The sequence below is a fragment of the Pseudomonas sp. TH06 genome (assembly GCF_016651305.1).
Taxonomy (GTDB): domain Bacteria; phylum Pseudomonadota; class Gammaproteobacteria; order Pseudomonadales; family Pseudomonadaceae; genus Aquipseudomonas.
In genome coordinates this window covers 3,870,334-3,889,939 of record NZ_JAEKEC010000001.1, presented here as the reverse complement: position 1 = coordinate 3,889,939, position 19,606 = coordinate 3,870,334, and the positions used below count along the sequence as shown (strand labels likewise).

The following is a 19,606-nucleotide window of genomic DNA, read 5'->3' as shown; positions in this document are numbered from 1 at the left end:
GATATTCCAGCAAAAGTTCGCGCTATATCGTGTTGTTGTTTTAACCCCAACCATTGGAAAACAACATGAAAAAGCTGACTCGCGCACTTCTCGCCCTTTCGATCATTGCCGCTACCGGCAACGCTCTGGCAGAAGATCCACCGGCCCCAACCCCGACCAAGGCTGGCAGCGGCACCATCAACTTCACCGGCACCATCAACAACGATGCCTGCTCGGTTGAAGGCGCCGGAAGCAACAAAACCATTTCGGTCAACATGGGCGAAGTGTCGATCAAGGACATGGGCACCGCCACTGCACCTAAAGGCAACGGCACCCTGAGCGCCGAAAACTTCGACATGAAGATCAACTGCAACGCCGGCACAAAAGTGGCGATGATCTTCGAACCGACCAAGGGCGCAGGTTCGGGCATCGTGGCCGGGACCAAAGTACTGAAGCTGATCGACGGCCTCGGCGCTGCGAAGAACATTGGTATCGCCTTGCTCGACTCCAATGGCGCGTTGATCGACCTGAGCTCGCCATCCACCGCGAAGATCGAAAACACCCTGCAAGACAGCAACACCACGCTGAAATTCTCGGCCGCCTACGTCACCACCGCCGACGTGGCAACCGCCGTTGCCGGTCGTGGCGACGCCACCCTGCCGTTCACCCTGCAATACGAATAACCCGCGCGAATGCTCGAGCCCGGTGCGGGGCCACGCGGCCCCGCGCTTTCAATCACTTGCGCGGTAACCATCATGTTTTATCGACACTCACTGTCCTTTTGTGCAGGCCTGCTGGGCCTGTTCGTGGTCAATCAGGCCACCGCCGGCATTTCCTTGAGCAGCACCCGTCTGGTCTTCGACGGCCAGAACAAGGAAGCCGGAATCACCGTGCGTAACAGCGGTGCAGATGTACTGATTCAGTCATGGATCGACACCGATTCCGGTGAAACTGCCGCGGCCCCCTTTGCCGTCACTCCGCCCCTGGTGCGCGTCAGCGGCGACGAACAGCAGATCTTGCGGGTGATCTACGAAGGCGCGGGCATGCCGACCGACCGCGAGTCGGTGGTCTGGCTCAACGTGCAGGAAATTCCCCAGTCGGCGAAATCCGCCAACACTTTGCAGTTGGCCGTGCGCCAGCGCATCAAGGTGTTCTTCCGCCCCTCGGGACTGAAAAACAATGCCTACCTGGCACCGAGCGAATTGACCTGGCGCTTGGCCGAACGCGCCGGTAAACGAGTACTGGTGGTGAACAACCCTGGCCAGTATCACGTGTCGATTGCCGATATCACCCTGCAATCCGGCGCAGGCAGCGAACACCCTTTCGATTCGATGATGATCGCCCCCGGCGAACAGAAAGAGTTCAGCCTCGAACAACTTCACAACGCCAATACAGTTCGCCTGTTATTCAGCAGCATTAATGACTATGGCGCCCAAGACCGTTATGCCGCGCAACTTTCGAACAATGTCGATACCCGCGCCAGTCTGAATAAAGAAGCGCCATAACTTCCGTGCCGCTGCCACAGCCGCACTTTCACTGTATTTCTCTTCGCTCCGTTAGTTCGTATCGGAGGTGATATAGGGTTCCTGCATGTTTTTACTCAAGCGCGACGGATTGGCGCCTTTTTCAATGGCCCTGGTGTTCAGTTGCACCTGCCTGGCCGACGACGAAGAACAATTCAATACATCGTTTCTGCAAGGCGCCCCCTCTTCTGTTGACCTGCAATCACTGCTCGCCAGCAGTCGCGTGTTACCCGGCATTTACCGGGTCGACCTCTACGGCAACGAGACGCTGGTCGGCCGTCGCGATATCGACTTCCGGCGCCACCCGGGCACGGGCAAGGTCGAGGCCTGCCTGACCCTTGAAATGGTGCAGCAACTGGGGGTCGACATCGGCAAACTGCAAGCCAGCGGCAAACTGGCCGCTGATGACTCTGACGCCTGCATCGACTTGTCCGCCCTGATCGATCATGCCAGCGTGCGTTACGACGTGCCGCGTCTGCGACTGATGGTCAGCGTGCCGCAAAGCGCTATGGAACGTGGCCGCCGTGGTTATGTTGACCCGACGCTATGGGACGAAGGCGTGCCCGCCGCGTTCATCAACTATCAGTTAAGCAGCAGCCGTAACAGCACCCAGGCTGACAACACCCTGTCCAACAACCTCGGCTTGCGCAACGGGATCAACCTCGGTGGCTGGCGCTTACGCAACGAGTCGAACTTCAACAGCAGCACCGGCCGCCCCAGCACGTTCAAAAGCAACCGCAGTTACCTGCAACATGACGTGACCGCCGTGAAAGGCCAGTTCAGCGCCGGGGATATTTTCTCCGACGCCGACCTGTTCGACAGCGTGCGCTATCGCGGCCTGAAACTGGCGTCCGACGACGGCATGCGTGCCGACAGCGAGCGCGGTTATGCGCCGGTGATTCGTGGCATTGCGCAGTCCAGCGCGACCGTGGAGATTCGCCAGAACAACTACATCCTCTACACCGCCAACGTGCCGCCGGGGCCGTTCGAGATCAACGATATCTATCCCAGCGGTTCCAATGGCGACCTGGAAGTGACGATTATCGAAGCCGATGGTCGACGCCGGGTAACGGTGCAAGCATTTTCCAGCCTGCCGATCATGGTCCGTAAGGGCCAGCTGAAGTACAGCGTCTCGGCCGGCCAGTACAACAGCAACAGCGAGGATCAGCAGACCCCGCAGTTTGTCAGCAGCACACTGGCGTATGGCATCAGCAGCAACTTGTCCGGGATCGTCGGTGTGCAGGCGACGGACAATTTCAAGGCGTTGTCCGTCGGGGCCGGTCGCAATACCGCCATCGGTGCGATCTCACTGGACTTGACCCACTCAATGAGCAACACCTTCGGCGAAACGGTCACCGGTAACAGTTTGCGCGCGCTGTATGCGAAAACGTTCACCGGCACCGACACCAACTTCACCCTCGCCGCCTACCGTTACTCGACCGAGGGCTATCGCACCCTCACAGAGCACGTCGAGGAGTTGAGCCGCGATGGCCAGCAACGCAGCGGCAACTCGAAAACCCGCACCGACCTGACCGTCAACCAGAGCCTGGGGCGCAACCAGGAATTTGGCAGCGTCTACGTGAATGCCAGTGACCAGCGTTACTGGGGACGCGGCGGTTCGCAAAGCCTGTCGGCCGGGTACAGCAACTATTGGGGGGATGTGAGTTACAACATCGGCGCCACCTACTCCAAAGATGTCGGCAATTACGGGCCGGCGAACAACGACACACTGATCAACCTGTCTGTGTCGTTCCCGCTGGGTTCCAAGCCACGTGCACCACGGGCCTTTGTCTCGGCCAGCACGCAGAAATCCAGCGATACCACGCAGATGGGCATCAACGGCTACCTGTCGGAAAACAGCGACACCTATTACTCGGTACAAGCCGGCAACAGCAGCACCGGCGGCAGCTCTGGCTCGGTCAACCTCAGCACCCGCACCTCGGTGATGGATATCAGTGCCGGCTACAGTCAGGGCCGCGGTTACAACTCGCAGAACCTTAACCTGGCAGGTTCGATCGTCGGCCACCGCGGCGGGATCAACCTTGGACAAACCGTGGGCGAGACATTCGCGCTGGCGCAGGTCGAAGGTGTGGAAGGGGTGAAAATCGGCAGCTTTACCGGGGCCGAGACAGGCAGTAACGGCTTCGCCGTGGTACCCAATGCGCAGCCCTATCGCGTGAACTGGATCAACCTCGACACCCGCGACCTGGGCGGCGATATCGAGATCGACAATGCGACCCGCCAAGTGGTGCCACGCCGTGGTGCGGTAGTGCTGGCGCGTTACACCAGCAAGACCGGACGCCGCGTGCAGTTCGCCTTGTTCGACGCGCAACACCAGCCGATCCCGTTTGGCGCCTCGCTGGAGGACAGCGCCGGCAAGCAACTGGCGATCTCCGACCCCGGCGGCAAGGCACTGGCGCTGGTAGAAGCCGACGCCGGTACCCTGACCATCAACTGGCAGAACCAGCGCTGCGAAGCGACCTATGCCTTGCCGGAACGCAACAAGGCGCTGAACTACGAGCGGGCCTCGTTGGTGTGCCGCTCGCCAGTGGCTGACTGAGAAGACACCATCGCTGGCAAGCCAGCTCCCACAGGGTTTGTGTCGTACAAAACATTGATGTACGGCAGAGAAACCTGTGGGAGCTGGCTTGCCAGCGATTGAAGCGACTCAGTTCAGGACAAAGCGCGACCTAGAAATCGCGCTTGTAGAAGATATCCAGCGAACTCGCAACGCCGCTGGCCGCTTCGACATAAACCTTCTTGCTCAGCTTGTAACGCAGGGCAATGGTATTGGCCGGTTCAAACACGCCAACGCCATAACGCAAACTGAGTTTCTCGGAGATGTTGCCGCTGGCCACCACGCTGGTGGTGTTGCCGCTGCCCTGGGTGTCGAGCTGGAAATCCTGAATGCCAAGGTCTTTGGCCAGACCGCTGGTCACCCCGGAACTGCCCATCAAGCCCAGACCCAACGCCGCTTGCGCAAGCATGTTGTTGTCCTCGCCGTTGGTGCTCAGCGGACGGCCCAGCACCAGATACGACAGCGCCTGTTCCTGACTCATCGCCGGCTCGGAGAAGATCTGCGTGGTCGGCTGCTCGGCGCTGCCGCTCAGGCGAATACCGGCAATGACATCGTCGGTCTGACGAATGGCTTCGATGTCCAGATACGGTTGATCGATCGGCCCGGCGAACAGCAGGCGCGCACGCCGCACCGTCAAGCGTTGGCCGTAGGCGCGGTACTTGCCGTCGTTGAGCCACAGCTCGCCACGGGTGTCCATGTTGTCGCCGATGTGCACATGCCCTTGCAGGTTGGCGGTCAGGCCGAATCCGGCAAAACTCAGTTTGTCTTCGCCGACCACCACATCGATGTCCATTTTCATGGCCATCGGCGGCTTGCCCTCTTCGGTCTGCGAACCAACGATGATCGTGTCATCGGAGACTTTCACGGTCGATGGCGGCAGTTCACGCACGGTGATTTCGCCTCTCGGCACCTGCACCTTGCCGGCAATCTTCAGCTCGTCGTCGGCCATGGAAATCTTCAGGTCCGGCGCGACTTCAAGTTTGGCGTACGGCTCGACGGTCACCGGCAGTTGCGTGCCTTTAAGCGCCAGATCGACCATCAGCGCCTGGCCCCAGGCAACATTACCGTTGAGGCTGCCCTGCCCGGTCTTGCCGCTTTTCCAGCCGCCGTCCAGACGTACCGATTCACCGGCAATCACCGCTTTGAGCTGCAGGTCCTGCAACTCCATCGGCAGCTCGGCACCGGACACTTCGCCGTCGCTGAGTTGCACGGTACCGTTGACCAACGGTGCGAGCAGGCCACCGGAAATCGTGCCGCTGCCGTTGAGGTGCCCGGTGAGTTTTTCGACCATTGGCACAAACGGCCGCGCCACCGACAGATCCAGCCCGGTGAGACGGAACGAGCCGCTCAGCGGTTTGTTTTTCGGCAGCGGATTGAGCTGTGCCTGCACCATCAGTTCGCCGAGTTTGCCGCCGGCGAAGTTGAGGTCGGTGTCGATGCGCTTGGGCGTGAGTTTGCTGGTGAGTTTCAGGGTCTGATACGGGAAGTCCAGCCACTGATCCTTTTCCTTCATGCGCAAAGTACCGCCACTGGCGTCGATGCTGATCACCCCGTTCGGGCCGCTGGCCGGCAGATCCAGTTGCAGATCGGCGTTGAGCTTACCCTTCCAGGCAAAGTCTTTCGGCAACCATTGCGCCAGACTTTCGATCGGGAATTGCTTGAGGTGGTAACGCAGTTTCGGATCGGGCATCAGCCGTTGGTCTTCACCGCACAGGCTGGCACTGCCGGACATCCAGCAATGGGCGCCGAAGTTGATCTTGCCGTCGGCCAGACGTTCAAGCTTCGCCGGGTTTTGCAGTTTCCAGTCCTGGCCACCGGCCTGAATATCGCCGCTGGCCAGTCGACCACGCCAGTTGCCCTTGTCCAGATTGCCATCCAGACCCAGGGCCAGTTTCAGCTTCGGCCCGAGCAGGTCGAGATTGAGCTTCTGATTCTTGATATCGCCCTGAGCGCTGGCGGTCAGCGTGCCCAACGAGGTGTCGCCGGCCTGAATCCCCGCCCCTTTCAAATCGATCTTTGCCCGTTGCGCACTGTCGAGCGTGGCGTCGAGGTTGAGGCTTTGCAGGCGATTGTCTTGAAATGCCAGTTGCGAGCCTTGCAGATCAAGCTTGCCCTGCGGCGCCTTCAGCGTGCCGGCGACGTTGACCTGGCCGTTGATCTGCCCGCGCAGTTCTGGCCACAGTTGGGCCAGACGCGACAGCTTGATGTCGATCTGCCCGGTGAGTTTCTGTTGCAGGCTGCCCTTGCCGCTGATGCTGTTGTCGCCGAGGCGGATTTGCAGGGCATTGAGGTTCCACTGTTCGCCAGCGCCGTCAGCCTTGGCTTGCAGGATGGCCGGTTGGCCGCGCAATTTGCCTTTGAGGTCGAGGTCGGCGGTCAGGCTAAGGCGTTCGTTCTTCATTTCGCCTTGGCTTTTCAGCGGGCCGGCTAAAGTGCCCGGCAGTTCCGCGACCCAGTACGCCGGGTTGAGTGCCGACAACTCCAGTGCCGTGTCCCAAGCGATACCGTCGGCGAACTGCACATTGACGTGCCCTTCAGCCTTGCCCTGCCCGGCTTGCATTTGCAGTTGCGGCAAAGCGATCTGCTTGAGACTGCCACTGAACGGACTGCTCAGGCTGAACGCGCCCGCCGGGCCATCGAGCGCGGCGGCAAAGTTACCGATGTATTGACCGTCGGTGTAGGAGACTTCGCCAGTGAAGGTACGCAAAGCGACCTGCGGCTCGTCAATTTCGTTGTAGAGCCGATGCCAGGGGAAATCCTGCCAATTGATGTTGGCCTGGGCGCTGAGGCCTTTGCTCCAGTCGACACTGCCGGTGAGCTTGAGGCTTTGCTTGTCGTTGGCCGTCAGATCGAGGCCGGCGATCTGCGCGCCGCTGGCGTCGACCTTGCCTTTAAGCAGCAGCACAACCGGGCCTTGATCCGCCGGCAGCGTCGCATTGCCGTTCAGCTGATAACCGTTTTTCAGATCGCCTTCGCCGGTCAGCACCAGTTGATTGAGTTGCAGGGTGTCCGGTAGATCGGCGCTCGGCTTGAACGCTTCGGAGGTGATGCGCACCTTGGCCGGCAGGTTTTCCGCCAGCGGTTGCAGCTCGCCACTCAACTGGCCGTCGAGATAACCACGGCTGTCAGCGTGCAGGTTGAGGGTTTTCAGCAGATCGCCGTCGACTTTCAATGCCAGCGACCACGGGCCGGTGCCGGGAGACGGCAGGGTCAGGTCGCCGGCGATGTTCAGCGGCCAGTTGCCGGTGGGCTCAAGCAATCCGGAGAGGTTCAGGCTGAGGTCGTCGCGCTGCAACTGCACGCTGTCGATCTGCATGCCTTTGGCCGTCCAGTGCGCCGCCAGCTTCAGGCCCTTGAGCTGCTCACTGCCGTTGAACAGCAAGCTGCCGACCTGCACATCGCCCAGCTCGATCGCGACGGGCAATTGCAGATCCGGCAGTTTGATCGGACCGCTTTCAGTGGTTTCTTCGCTCGGCGGGAATTGCAGGATGACTTGATCAGCCTTGAGCTGTTCGATGCACAGCGTCATGCGGGTCAGGCACAGCGGCGACCATTCGAAGATCGGTTTCTGCAACTCGACGCGGCTGCTGTCCTGCTGCCACAACAAATGGTCGGCGCTCCACTGTCCGCCGAGCCGGCCCTGGAAGTTTTCCACGCTCAAGCCCGGCACCAGACCCAGCACCCAACGGCTGCCCGTCTGGGTGCCGAGCACCGTGGCGACGCTCAAGACAACAAAAAGCACCAGCGCCAACAGCGCCAGAGCCGCAATTTTCAAACCACGCTTCACAGCTCAGGCCCCATGGAAAAGTGCAGCCGGATGCCGCCATCGTCGTCCAGCGCATGGGCCAGGTCGAGGCGGATCGGCCCTACCGGCGAGACCCAGCGCACACCAATACCGACCCCGGTCTTGAGGTTCGGCAGTTCGAGTTTATTGAAAGAGTTGCCCTGATCGACAAAGGTCGCGACCCGCCATTTCTCGGCAATCGAGTATTGATACTCGACGCTGCCGGCGACCATGTAGCGGCCACCGATGCGGTCGCCGTCGGAGTTTTTAGGCGACAGGCTCTGGTAATCGTAACCGCGCACGCTCTGATCGCCACCGGCGAAGAAACGCAGCGACGGCGGCACCGAGTTGTAGCCATTGGTGGCGCTGCCGCCAACCTGCACACGGCCGAGGAAGCGGTGTTTGTCGAACACCGTGGTCAGGCCTTTGACCAACGCGGTGCCATACAAAAGGTTGTTGTCGGAACCGAGGCCCTCCTTCGCCACTTTACTTTCAAAGGTCAGGCGATAGCCGTTGTGCGGGTCGATACGGTTGTCGCTTTTCAGATAGGAATAGCTGATGCCGGGCATCAGTAGCGTACTCAGGCCGGAGTCGTCGCCGAGTTCATATTCTTCGCGCTGCCATTTCAGCGAGATCACCCGCTGCCAGCCGCTGGGCAACTTGCTGTGCCATTCCGGGCCGAAGGTCAGCAGTTTGCTCAACGTGTCGGAACCGTCGATATCTTCGAATTGATAGCCGCCGGCCCAACGCAATTTGTCGGTCAGTGGCGGGTCGAGCGGAATGTCATAGAACAGCCCGACGTTTTGTCGTGGCGCCGAGAGTTCGGCTTCCCAGCCATAGCTGTCGCCTTGCGGGTTGACCCAGTGGCGCGTCCAGTTGGCTTTGATACGCGGACCGACGTCGGTTGAATAGCCGAGGCCCAGCCCCATGGTGCGCGGCTTGCGCGTGTCGAGTTTGACGTCCACCGGGATCACGTCGTTTTTTGCCGCGGTCGGTGCAGCATCGACGCGTATGCCTTCAAAATAACCGCTCGATTGCAGATCGCGATTGAGTTCGGCAATCAGCTCGGAGTCATACGGCTCGCCTTCCTTGAACGGCACCATGCGTTGCAGCAGATCCTCGTCGAACGGCGTGTCGCCTTCGAATTTGACTTTGCCCAGCGCATAACGCGGGCCGCTTTCGTAGATCAATTCAACGTCGGCGACGCCGGCGCGTGGGTCGACCAGGAGTTTCTGGCTAGTAAAGTGACCGCTGAAAAAACCGAAGCGTGAAGCCTGATTCTGAATAAGTCTTTTGGCGTCTTCGTAACGGCCATGATTGAGCACCGCGCCGGACTTGAGCACGTCGCTGTTCGGCACACGAAAGGATTTGAGAGAGGCCGCCGGGCCGTCGACACGAATGGTGACGTTGCGCAGGCGAATCGGTTCGCCGGGATCGATCTTCAGCACCAGACGCGGCTTGTCGCCGCCCTTGACGTCGCTTTCGATCTGCGGCTGATAGTAGCCCAACGCCTGGGCGGCCTTGCGCGCCTGCTCTTCGGCGCCGCGACTGAAGCGCAGCAAGGCTTCTTCGTCGCGATCGCCGAGGCTGCCGATATAGCCTTCTATATTGGCCTTGAGTTCATCGTTGGACGGTTTGATCCGCACATCCAATTCACTTTGCGCCAGTGCCGCACAGCTGGTTAACAGCATGAGCACGCCACTGGTAAATCTTCCTGGAAACTTCATAGGCGCGGATGCTATCACGAGCTTGGGAGCGTGATAGAGCCTGAGGTGCCGGTAAAGTTCGACCTCTAAGCCATTGCAGTTTGTAACACCTGCGGATTGGCGTGAAAAAACACGTGCTCGCGCACCGGCCCGACGGCCACTTCGCCGATCTCTTCGTAGCCCTGCCTTTTATAGAACTCCAGGTAACGCGGATTGCCGGTGTCGAGCACCACGCCTTGCGAGGTTTCGTCCACGGCGCACCAGTTGTGTACGGCGGTCAGCAGTTGCTCGCCGAAGTGTTTGCCCTGGAACTGTGGATGCACGCCCAGCAGCGGCAGCATGTGCACCGAGTCGCTGGGCACGCATGCGGCCACGGCATCGTGATATTCCAGATAGCGGCGGGTGCAGCGGAAACCGGTGCTGAGCACCATGCGCAGGCGCCATGCCCAACTTTCGGTGATGCCCAGCCGTCGTTGCGGCGGTGCGATCAGGGCGATGCCGATCAAGCGGTCGTTGACCAGCAGGCCGATGGCCGGCAAGTCCTGCAGGAAGTGTTGTTTGACCAACTCGCGCACCGTCGCCCGCACCCGCTGCTCATAACCGGGGCGCTCGGCCTCGAACAGATAACCGAAGGTCGGTTCGTGGCGATAGGCCTGATACAGCAAGGATCGGGCTTCGCGCGAGTAGCCACGGTCGAGCATGTGAATGTCGGCGATGGCGGTCTGGGATTCAGGCATGACGATGATTCTCCCCGGGGCACGGCTCAAATGGCTGCGCTCTTGTTGGTACGAACCTTTTGGCGTTGGCACAGTTCCCCACAGGTATAGACCAACTCAGGATCTTCATCGACTGCGAGGACGCCAATCGCGAGCAGGCTCACTCCTACATTTGGAATGCGTTCCCCTGTAGGAGTGAGCCTGCTCGCGATGGCGCCATTGCTGGCGATACAAATCCCACAGGCCAAAATGATTTCTCCCACACTGGCCCATTTCCCCCCTGTCAGCTAGCATCGCCCTTTTGCCAGGACTGCCGACCATGAAGATCGTTTCCTTCAACATCAACGGACTGCGCGCCCGTCCGCATCAGCTGGCAGCGCTGATCGAAAAACACCAACCCGACGTGATCGGCCTGCAGGAAACCAAAGTCCACGACGACCAGTTCCCGCTGGAAGAAGTGCGCGCCCTGGGCTACCACGTGTATTTCCACGGCCAGAAAGGTCATTACGGCGTTGCCCTGCTCTCGCGCCAGGAACCGATTGCTATCCACAAAGGTTTCGCCACTGACGAAGAAGACGCCCAGCGCCGCTTCATCTGGGGCACGTTCGCCGACGCCAATGGCGTGCCGGTGACGATCATGAACGGCTATTTCCCACAGGGCGAAAGCCGCGACCACCCAACCAAATTCCCCGCCAAGCAACGTTTCTACAGCGACCTGCAAACCCTGCTGGAAAGCCAGTTCCACAACGAACAGCCGCTGGTGGTGATGGGCGATGTGAACATTTCCCCGGAAGACTGCGACATCGGCATCGGCCCGGACAACATGAAGCGCTGGCTGAAAACCGGCAAGTGCAGCTTCCTGCCGGAAGAGCGCGAGTGGATGGCGCGCCTGAAGAATTGGGGCCTGACTGACAGCTATCGTCACCTCAACCCGGACGTGACCGACATGTTCAGTTGGTTCGATTACCGCAGCCGTGGTTTTGAAGATGAACCCAAGCGCGGGCTGCGCATTGACGTGATTCTGGCGTCCCACGGTTTGCTGCCACGGGTGAAGGCGGCGGGCGTGGACTATGAATTGCGCGGAATGGAAAAGCCTTCGGACCATGCACCGATCTGGCTTGAACTGGCCTGACCTTGAAGCCACCACAGAATCACATTTGACAATGGGGTTCTGTGGTCGGCTGACCTGTGGCGAGGGGATTTATTCCCGATGGGGTGCGAAGCGCCCCCAAAATTTTTCCTGTTAATCCGCATTCACAAGTTTTGGGTCGGCTTCGCCAACCATCGGGGATAAATCCCCTCGCCACAAAGGCTCCTCTGCATTGAATCACTGTCATGTTTTGGTCATGCGCCTGACTTAATCTCCCCGGCAATCCCCTTGGCTTGATTCGGTGCCGGCATGACCCTGCGTGTTCTGTGCGTTTTTCTATTGAGTGGATGGCTGACGGTCTCTGCCGCTGCCCTGCCGATACCTGAAAACGGCCCGGCGCTGCGCATTCAGGGTTCCAACACGATTGGCGCAGAACTCGGTCCGGCGCTGGTCGAAGGCTTGCTGCAAGAGCAAGGCCTACTGAAAATCCACCGCGAAACCCCGGACACCGCCAACGAACAACGCATCGTCGGCCAGACCGCCCAAGGCAAACGTGTGGTGGTGGAAGTCGCTGCGCACGGCTCCAGCACCGGTTTCACCGCGCTGAAAAACGCCAGCGCCGATCTGGCCGCCGCTTCCCGCGAGATCAAGGACAGCGAACTGCTCAGCCTGCAAGCACTGGGCGATCTGAAAAGCCCTGCCGCCGAACAAGTCATCGCCATCGATGGCCTGGCGATCATCCTTCACCCCGATAACCCATTGCAGCAACTGGACACCGAGCAACTGGCGCGCATCTTCAGCGGCGAGGTGAAAACCTGGGAAGACCTTGGCGGTCGCGGCGGGGCGATTCATTTATATGCACGGGATGATCAGTCCGGCACGTACGACACGTTTAAGGAACTGGTCCTCAACCGTCGTGGGAAGAATCTGAACAGCGCGGCGAAAAGATTCGAATCCAGTGAGCAATTGTCCGACGCCGTCAGCACCGACCCGCAAGGCATCGGCTTCATCGGTTTGCCCTACGTGCGTCAGGCCAAAGCGGTGGCGATTGCCGATGGTGCGTCGCAATCGATGCTGCCGCTCAACAACCTGATCGCCACCGAAGACTATCCATTGTCACGCCGGCTGTTCTTCTACTTGCCACCCGACAGCAAAAACCCTTGGGCCAAGGCCCTGGTGACGTTTGCGCAAAGCCGTCAGGGCCAGACAATCGTCGCTGCCAACGGTTTTATCAGTCAGACCGTGCGCGCCATGAGCGTCGCACCGAATTCGCTGATGCCCGAGGGTTATCAATCCCTCAGCCGTCACGCCCAGCGTCTGACAGTGAATTTCCGTTTCGAGGAAGGCAGTGCCAGCCTGGATAACAAGGCGCGGCAGGATCTGGCGCGGGTGCTCGAGTATGTAAAGCGCCACGACAAGACCGACCGGGCGTTGACGCTGGTGGGCTTTGGCGATGCCAAGGACGACCCGGCACGGGCGGATTTGCTGTCGAAGTTGCGGGCGATGGCGGTGCGACGGGAATTGGTGAAGAACGGCGTGGTGTTGCGTGAGGTTCGCGGTTTTGGTGCGTTGATGCCGGTGGCGGCGAACAGTGCGGATGAAGGGCGGATCAAGAATCGGCGGGTTGAGGTGTGGGTGTATTGAGCCTGATGTTGATGTGTTGAGCCTTTAGGCCTCTTCGCGAGCAGGCTCGCTCCCACAGGTTCTGTGGCGTTCACAAATCCAATGTGGGAGCGAGCCTGCTCGCGAAGGGGGGCGACGCGGTCTTAGTGACCGCTGCGCAGCATTTCCTTCGGCACGTACTTGCCGATCTCGAACTTGCCAATCGCCGCGCGGTGCACTTCATCCGGGCCGTCGGCCAGGCGCAGGGTGCGTTGCATGGCGTACATGTAGGCCAGCGGGAAATCGTTGGAAACCCCTGCCCCGCCATGGATCTGGATCGCCCGGTCGATCACCCGCAGCGCCACATTTGGCGCAACGACTTTGATCTGCGCAATCTCGCTTTTCGCAACCTTGTTGCCGACGGTGTCCATCATGTACGCCGCTTTCAGCGTCAACAGGCGTGCCATGTCGATTTCCATCCGCGAGTCGGCGATCTTGTCGACGTTACCGCCCAAACGGGCCAGCGGTTTGCCGAACGCGGTACGGCTCACCGAGCGTTTGCACATCAATTCCAACGCACGCTCGGCCATGCCGATCGAACGCATGCAGTGGTGAATGCGGCCCGGGCCCAGGCGACCCTGAGCGATTTCGAAACCGCGTCCTTCACCCAACAAGACGTTTTCGTACGGCACGCGCACATTATCGAACAGCACTTCGGCGTGACCGTGTGGCGCGTCGTCGTAACCGAACACCGGCAGCGGACGGACGATTTTCACCCCGGGGGTATCAACCGGCACGAGGATCATCGAGTGCTGGGCGTGACGAGGTGCATCGGGGTTGCTCAGGCCCATGAAGATGAGGATTTTGCAGCGCGGATCGCAGGCGCCGGAGGTCCACCATTTCTTGCCGTTGATCACCCACTCGTCGCCATCGCGCACGGCACGAGCGGCCATGTTGGTGGCATCGGATGAGGCCACGTCCGGCTCGGTCATGGCGAATGCCGAGCGGATTTCGCCGCGCAGCAGCGGTTCGAGCCAACGCTGTTTCTGTTCTTCATTGGCGTAGCGCACCAGCACTTCCATGTTGCCGGTGTCCGGTGCCGAGCAGTTGAACGGCTCTGGCCCGAGCAGCGAACGGCCCATGATTTCCGCGAGCGGTGCGTATTCGAGGTTGCTCAGGCCGGCGCCAAGTTCCGATTCCGGCAGAAACAGATTCCACAGGCCTTCGGCTTTTGCCTTGGCTTTCAACTCTTCCATGATCGCCGTCGGCTGCCAGCGATCGCCTTCAGCGACCTGGCGTTCGAACACAGCTTCGGCCGGGTAAACGTAAGTGTCCATGAACGCGGTCACGCGCTCACGCAGTTCCTGCACCTTGGGCGAATAAGCGAAATCCATGAGCAATTACCTTCTTGTTGAGAGGTTGTTTAGGTCATGCAATCGATGCTAGAACAGCGCTGATAATTTACCTAGCCTATTCTCGGCGTGTATAAACATTCATCACCGATATATGATCCAGTGATCGTCAGCCCCTAAAACAGCCGCCCTTAATAACAAGAGAAGCCGCGTTATGAATCTGAGCAAGGTCGACCTCAACCTTTTCATCGTCTTCGACGCGATTTACACCGAAGCCAACCTGACCCGTGCCGGACAGATCGTCGGCATCACTCAGCCAGCGGTGTCCAACGCGCTGGCAAGGTTGCGCGAAACCTTCAATGACCCGCTCTTCGTGCGCACCGCCCAGGGCATGGTGCCGACGCCGATGGCGCAGAACATCATTGGTCCGGTGCGCAACGCGCTATCGTTGTTGCGGGTGTCGGTTCAGGAAAGCCGGATTTTCAACCCGGCGCAAGCGGTCAAGACCTACCGCATCAGCATGACCGACCTCACCGAAGCAGTGATTTTGCCGCCGCTGTTCCAGCGTTTGCGCCGTCTGGCGCCAACGGTGATCATCGAAAGTTTTCTGTCCAAACGCCGCGAGACCACCAAGGAACTGGCGGCCGGGCGTCTGGATTTTGCCGTGGACGCGCCGCTCAACACCGACCCGCAGGTGCGCCACGTCAAGCTGATGGAGGACCGTTACGTCTGTGCGATGCGCAAGGGCCATCCGATGGCGGGCAAGGAAAAACTGTCGCTCGATGATTATCTGTCGCTGACCCACATCCACATTTCCAGCCGCCGCAGTGGTTTGGGTTATGTCGATCTGGCGCTGGGCAAAATGGGTATTCAGCGCAAGATCGCCCTGCGTTCGCAGCATTACCTGATGGCGTCGCAGGTGATGCAGCAAACCGACATGGTCATGACCGTTCCGGAGCGTTTTGCCCGTCGGCATGAACTGCATGCATTCAATTTGCCGGTCAACGATGTGCCGCCGGTGGAGACGCATTTGTACTGGCATGAAAGCACTGACCAGGACCCGGCGAATCGCTGGATGCGCGAGCAGATGATCGAGTTGTGCCAGCAGGTGACGGCGCATGAGAAGAAGCTCGATAAGGTGTAAGACGTTAAACCGAGGCGCGCCCATCGCGAGCAGGCTCACTCCTACATTTTGAATACGCCCCTGTAGGAATGAGCCTGCTCGCGATGAAGCCCGCAAGAACACCACAGCTGATCCCGCTTGACGTAAACGTCAACCTGCCATTAGCTTAGCGCCAAGACCTTTTTTCGAGCGCTTTCATGAGCAGCCAGACTTACAGCATTTCCGACCTCGCCCGCGAGCTGGACATCACCACCCGGGCGATCCGTTTTTATGAAGAACAAGGCCTGCTCAGCCCCGAGCGTCGCGGCCAGGAACGGATTTATTCGCCTCGCGACAAGGTCAGCCTGAAACTGATCCTGCGCGGCAAACGCATCGGTTTCTCGCTGGCCGAATGCCGCGAACTGATCGAGCTCTACGACCCGTCGAGCGGTAACACCAAACAACTCAACAGCATGCTGGCGAAAATCAGCGAGCGCCGCGAACAGCTTGAGCAGCAGTTGCTCGACATCGAGCAGATGAAGCTGGAACTCGACACTGCTGAAGAGCGCTGTGTGCAGGCGCTGGAGCAAACACTCAAAAGCCAGCAAGCGATCCAGTAAACAACACAAGTCCCTTTGTAGGAGTGAGCCTGCTCGCGATTGCCATTTCACATTCAACAGTCATGTTGACTGGTCTACCGTCATCGCGAGCAGGCTCACTCCTACAAGGGGTCACCACGCATTCAAAATAACAGGTCAGCCCATGTCCCTCCCCTCTCAAGTACGCCTGATCGAAGTTGGCCCGCGCGATGGCCTGCAGAACGAAGCCCAACCAATCAGCGTGGCCGACAAGGTGCAACTGGTCGACGCCTTGAGCGCCGCCGGTCTCGGCTATATAGAAGTCGGCAGTTTCGTTTCACCGAAGTGGGTGCCACAGATGGCCGGTTCCGCTGAAGTGTTCGCGCAGATCCAGCGCAAACCGGGCGTGACCTATGGCGCACTGGCACCGAACCTGCGCGGTTTTGAAGACGCAATCGCCGCCGGAGTGAAGGAAGTCGCGGTGTTCGCCGCCGCGTCCGAAGCTTTCTCGCAGCGCAACATCAACTGCTCGATCAGCGAAAGCCTGGCGCGCTTTGCGCCGATCATGGAAGCGGCGCAACAGCACGGCGTTACCGTGCGCGGTTACGTGTCTTGCGTGCTCGGCTGCCCGTATGAAGGCACGGTCGCGCCGGAGCAAGTGGCCATGGTCGCACGCGAGTTGTACGCGATGGGCTGCTACGAAGTTTCGCTGGGCGACACCATCGGCACCGGCACCGCTGGCGCCACCCGCCGGCTGTTCGACGTGGTGTCGGCGCAAGTACCGCGTGACAAGCTCGCCGGGCACTTCCACGACACTTACGGCCAGGCGATGGCCAACATCTACGCCAGCCTGCTCGAAGGCATCGCGGTGTTCGACAGCTCTATTGCGGGACTTGGCGGCTGTCCGTACGCAAAAGGTGCGAGCGGTAACGTCGCGACCGAAGACGTTGTGTACCTGCTCAATGGCCTGGGGATCGAGACCGGTATCGACCTGGACGCCTTGATTGCCGCGGGTCAGCAAATCAGCGCGGTGCTCGGCCGCCCAAGTGGTTCGCGCGTGGCCAAGGCTCGCAGCGCACAGTGAGTGGCTACGGTGTTACCGCTGAGTCGAAAACGTGGGCAGAAGCGAGTAACACGGAAACAAATTGTCTGGCTTTGCCGGAATGCAAAATCCTCAAAAATCGTATCTATCTGATTTATAAGAATTTTTAAAAGTTGGCACGGCTTCTGCTATCTCTATGGCATAACAAGAATAAAAAGCAGCAAACCAATAAAAATAAGACGTACCGACTCTGACATAACAAAAACAACACGGCAGAGACGCAGCTAACAGATTTTTTTGGAGAAGGTGTGCTTTTCAGGGTGCTCTCAGGAGTGACCCGCAACCGGGCAGAGAACAATAAAACTACCTTCAGGTAGCTCCCGAATCGGTTGGATCGTTTAACGAGAAAGCAGATCAGCGCTCAAAAAAATACGTTTGCTCTTGACCCCGGATGGGGGTCGCCAAAAACAGCGGTAAAGGGCCACGGTTGCCAAAAACAACAACAGACCGACCCTCAATAATAAAAAAGAGCACGCGACGACAAAATTAAAGGGGAGCCTCGGCTCCCCTTTGTGCTTTCTGCGATTCCTCTTCCACCACAGTTCCCTTGTAGGAGTGAGCCTGCTCGCGATAGCGTCGTGTCAGTCGATGCAAATATTGACTGATACACCGCTATCGCGAGCAGGCTCACTCCAACATTTGATCTTCGTCAGGCGTGCTTTTCGCGCAGCTCTTCAATGCTGATCTCGCGCATGCGGAATTTCTGGATCTTGCCCGTCACCGTCATCGGAAACTCTTCGACGAACTTGAAGTGCCGTGGCGTCTTGAAGTGCGCGATGCGCTCCTTGCACCAGGTTTGCAGCTCCAGCTCGGAAGCATTGTGGCCGGGGTGAAATTTAATCCAGGCGACAATCTCTTCACCGTAACGCGAACACGGAATGCCGATCACCTGAACATCCGCCACCGCCGGGTGGGTGAAGAAGAACTCTTCCAGCTCACGCGGATAAATGTTCTCGCCGCCACGGATGATCATGTCCTTGTTACGCCCGGCGATGTTGACGTAACCCTCGTCATTCATGCTCGCCAGGTCGCCGGTGTGCATCCAGCCCGCTTCATCGATGGCCTCGGCGGTCGCCTGCGGATTGTTCCAGTAACCGAGCATTACGCTGTAACCGCGAGTGCACAACTCGCCAATGGTGCCGCGTGGCACCGGGTTGCCGGCTTCGTCGATGATCTTGCTTTCCAGTTGCGGCTGAGTGCGGCCAACAGTGGTGACGCGCAGCTCAAGCTCGTCATTCGGGCCGGTCTGTAACGACACCGGGCTGGTTTCGGTCATGCCGTAAGCAATCTGTACTTCGCTCATGTGCATTTCGCTGATGACCCGGCGCATTACTTCGATCGGGCAGGTCGCGCCAGCCATGATCCCGGTGCGCAGGCTCGACAGATCGAACTCGCTGCGTTGCGGCTGATCGAGTATGGCGATGAACATGGTCGGCACGCCATACAGCCCGGTGGCCCTCTCCTCGGCGACGGTTTGCAGGGTCAGCAACGGATCGAAAGCGTCGTTGGGGTAAATCATCGTGCTGCCGTGGGTAATACAACCGAGGTTGCCCATGACCATGCCGAAGCAGTGATACAGCGGCACCGGGATCACCAGGCGATCAGTCGGGGTCAGGCCGATGCTTTCGCCGACCATGTAACCGTTGTTGAGGATGTTGTAGTGGCTGAGGGTCGCGCCCTTGGGGAAACCGGTGGTGCCGGAGGTGTACTGGATGTTTACCGGTTGATCGAAGTGCAGGCTGTCGCTGCGCTCGCGCAACTGTTGTGTAGAGACACTGGCGGCCAGACCGGCGAGTTGCGGCCAGGGCAGGAAACCTGATGGCGGCTGCGCATCCAGGCTGATCACCCCGCGCAGGTCCGGCAGACGCTCGCTGCGCAACTGGCCGATGGCGTGCTCGGCCAGCTCCGGCACCAGGCCCTGCAACATGCCGTGATAGTTGGACGACTTGAACGCCCCCGCGCAGACCAGCCACTGACAGCCGGATTGCTTGAGCACGTATTCCAGTTCGGAACTGCGATAAGCCGGATTGATGTTGACCAGGATCACACCGATCTTTGCGGTGGCGATTTGCGTGATGCACCACTGCGCGCAATTCGGTGCCCAGATGCCGAGCCGGTCGCCAGCCTGCAAACCCAATGCGAGCAAGGCTCTGGCATGCACATCCACTGCCTCGGCCAGTTGTCGCCACGAGTAGCGCAACTGCTGATGGCGCACCACCAGCGCCTCGCCGTCAGCGTACTGCGTGACGGTCTGGTCGAACTTCTGCCCGATGGTCATCGCCAGCAAGGCTTTGTCCTGAGAACCGCGGCTATAGCTGCGCTGCGGGTTTGCACTGGGTTGATCCATGACGACCCCTATTGTCTTTATTAGTGGGTTTACCGGTTTACACTTTTTGTGGGAGCCAACTGTGGCGAGGGGATTTATCCCCGTTGGGTGGCGAAGCCGCCCCCTGCATAACTCCAGACAAATCAGATTTACAGATTTCACGACTGC

At 59.4% G+C, this 19,606-nt stretch carries 13 protein-coding genes; 8 read left to right on the top strand and 5 right to left on the bottom strand.

Features of this window, described 5'->3' with window-relative positions; all coding sequences use genetic code 11:
- Positions 1-65: 65 nt before the first annotated feature.
- From JFT86_RS17475 to JFT86_RS17465, 3 genes are all read left to right on the top strand, one after another.
- Entirely contained in the window at positions 66-662 is a 597-nt protein-coding gene (locus tag JFT86_RS17475; RefSeq protein ID WP_123462404.1) for a fimbrial protein, read from the top strand.
- A 72-nt stretch (positions 663-734) separates the two neighbouring features.
- The gene (locus tag JFT86_RS17470) at positions 735-1,484 is read left to right on the top strand and encodes a molecular chaperone (protein WP_201232982.1); all 750 of its coding nucleotides are present in this window, start codon (positions 735-737) and stop codon (positions 1,482-1,484) included.
- Between the two features lie 85 nt (positions 1,485-1,569).
- Positions 1,570-4,062 carry a fimbria/pilus outer membrane usher protein gene (locus JFT86_RS17465; protein WP_201232984.1) on the top strand — a complete coding sequence of 831 codons (2,493 nt, stop codon included), beginning with the start codon at positions 1,570-1,572 and terminating at the stop codon, positions 4,060-4,062.
- Positions 4,063-4,192: 130 nt separating this feature from the next.
- Here the strand turns inward: JFT86_RS17465 and JFT86_RS17460 are convergent, their stop codons facing one another.
- The 3 genes from JFT86_RS17460 to JFT86_RS17450 form a co-directional block, all read right to left on the bottom strand.
- Positions 4,193-7,867, bottom strand: coding sequence for a translocation/assembly module TamB domain-containing protein (locus JFT86_RS17460; RefSeq protein ID WP_201237640.1), 3,675 nt, complete (start codon positions 7,865-7,867; stop codon positions 4,193-4,195).
- Positions 7,864-9,591, bottom strand: a complete 1,728-nt coding sequence (locus JFT86_RS17455; RefSeq protein WP_201237639.1) for an autotransporter assembly complex family protein — start codon at positions 9,589-9,591, stop codon at positions 7,864-7,866. The genes JFT86_RS17460 and JFT86_RS17455 overlap by 4 nt, the downstream gene beginning before the upstream one ends.
- 65 nt (positions 9,592-9,656) lie before the next feature.
- On the bottom strand, positions 9,657-10,307 hold the full coding sequence (locus tag JFT86_RS17450) for a GNAT family N-acetyltransferase (RefSeq protein ID WP_201237638.1): 651 nt from the start codon (positions 10,305-10,307) through the stop codon (positions 9,657-9,659).
- Positions 10,308-10,605: 298 nt separating this feature from the next.
- Here JFT86_RS17450 and xthA point away from each other — a divergent pair, with 298 nt between their 5' ends.
- Entirely contained in the window at positions 10,606-11,418 is an 813-nt protein-coding gene (xthA, locus tag JFT86_RS17445) for an exodeoxyribonuclease III (protein ID WP_201237637.1), read from the top strand.
- Positions 11,419-11,685: 267 nt separating this feature from the next.
- Positions 11,686-13,020 (top strand): phosphate ABC transporter substrate-binding/OmpA family protein, encoded by a 1,335-nt coding sequence (locus JFT86_RS17440; protein ID WP_201237636.1) that lies wholly within the window; start codon positions 11,686-11,688, stop codon positions 13,018-13,020.
- Between the two features lie 122 nt (positions 13,021-13,142).
- On the opposite strand, the gene JFT86_RS17435 is transcribed toward JFT86_RS17440, so the two are convergent.
- Positions 13,143-14,372, bottom strand: a complete 1,230-nt coding sequence (locus JFT86_RS17435; RefSeq protein WP_201237635.1) for an acyl-CoA dehydrogenase — start codon at positions 14,370-14,372, stop codon at positions 13,143-13,145.
- A 172-nt stretch (positions 14,373-14,544) separates the two neighbouring features.
- Here JFT86_RS17435 and JFT86_RS17430 point away from each other — a divergent pair, with 172 nt between their 5' ends.
- The 3 genes from JFT86_RS17430 to JFT86_RS17420 all read left to right on the top strand — a co-directional run bounded on the left by JFT86_RS17430 (position 14,545) and on the right by JFT86_RS17420 (position 17,094).
- Entirely contained in the window at positions 14,545-15,474 is a 930-nt protein-coding gene (locus JFT86_RS17430; protein ID WP_095189900.1) for a LysR family transcriptional regulator, read from the top strand.
- Between the two features lie 176 nt (positions 15,475-15,650).
- Positions 15,651-16,052, top strand: coding sequence for a MerR family DNA-binding transcriptional regulator (locus JFT86_RS17425; RefSeq protein ID WP_038362702.1), 402 nt, complete (start codon positions 15,651-15,653; stop codon positions 16,050-16,052).
- A gap of 142 nt (positions 16,053-16,194) precedes the next feature.
- Complete coding sequence (locus JFT86_RS17420; protein ID WP_201237634.1) at positions 16,195-17,094, top strand: hydroxymethylglutaryl-CoA lyase; 900 nt, start codon at positions 16,195-16,197, stop codon at positions 17,092-17,094.
- Between the two features lie 667 nt (positions 17,095-17,761).
- Here the strand turns inward: JFT86_RS17420 and JFT86_RS17415 are convergent.
- Positions 17,762-19,459: an AMP-binding protein gene (locus tag JFT86_RS17415; RefSeq protein ID WP_201237633.1), complete on the bottom strand. Its 1,698-nt coding sequence runs from the start codon at positions 19,457-19,459 to the stop codon at positions 17,762-17,764.
- Positions 19,460-19,606 lie beyond the last annotated feature (147 nt).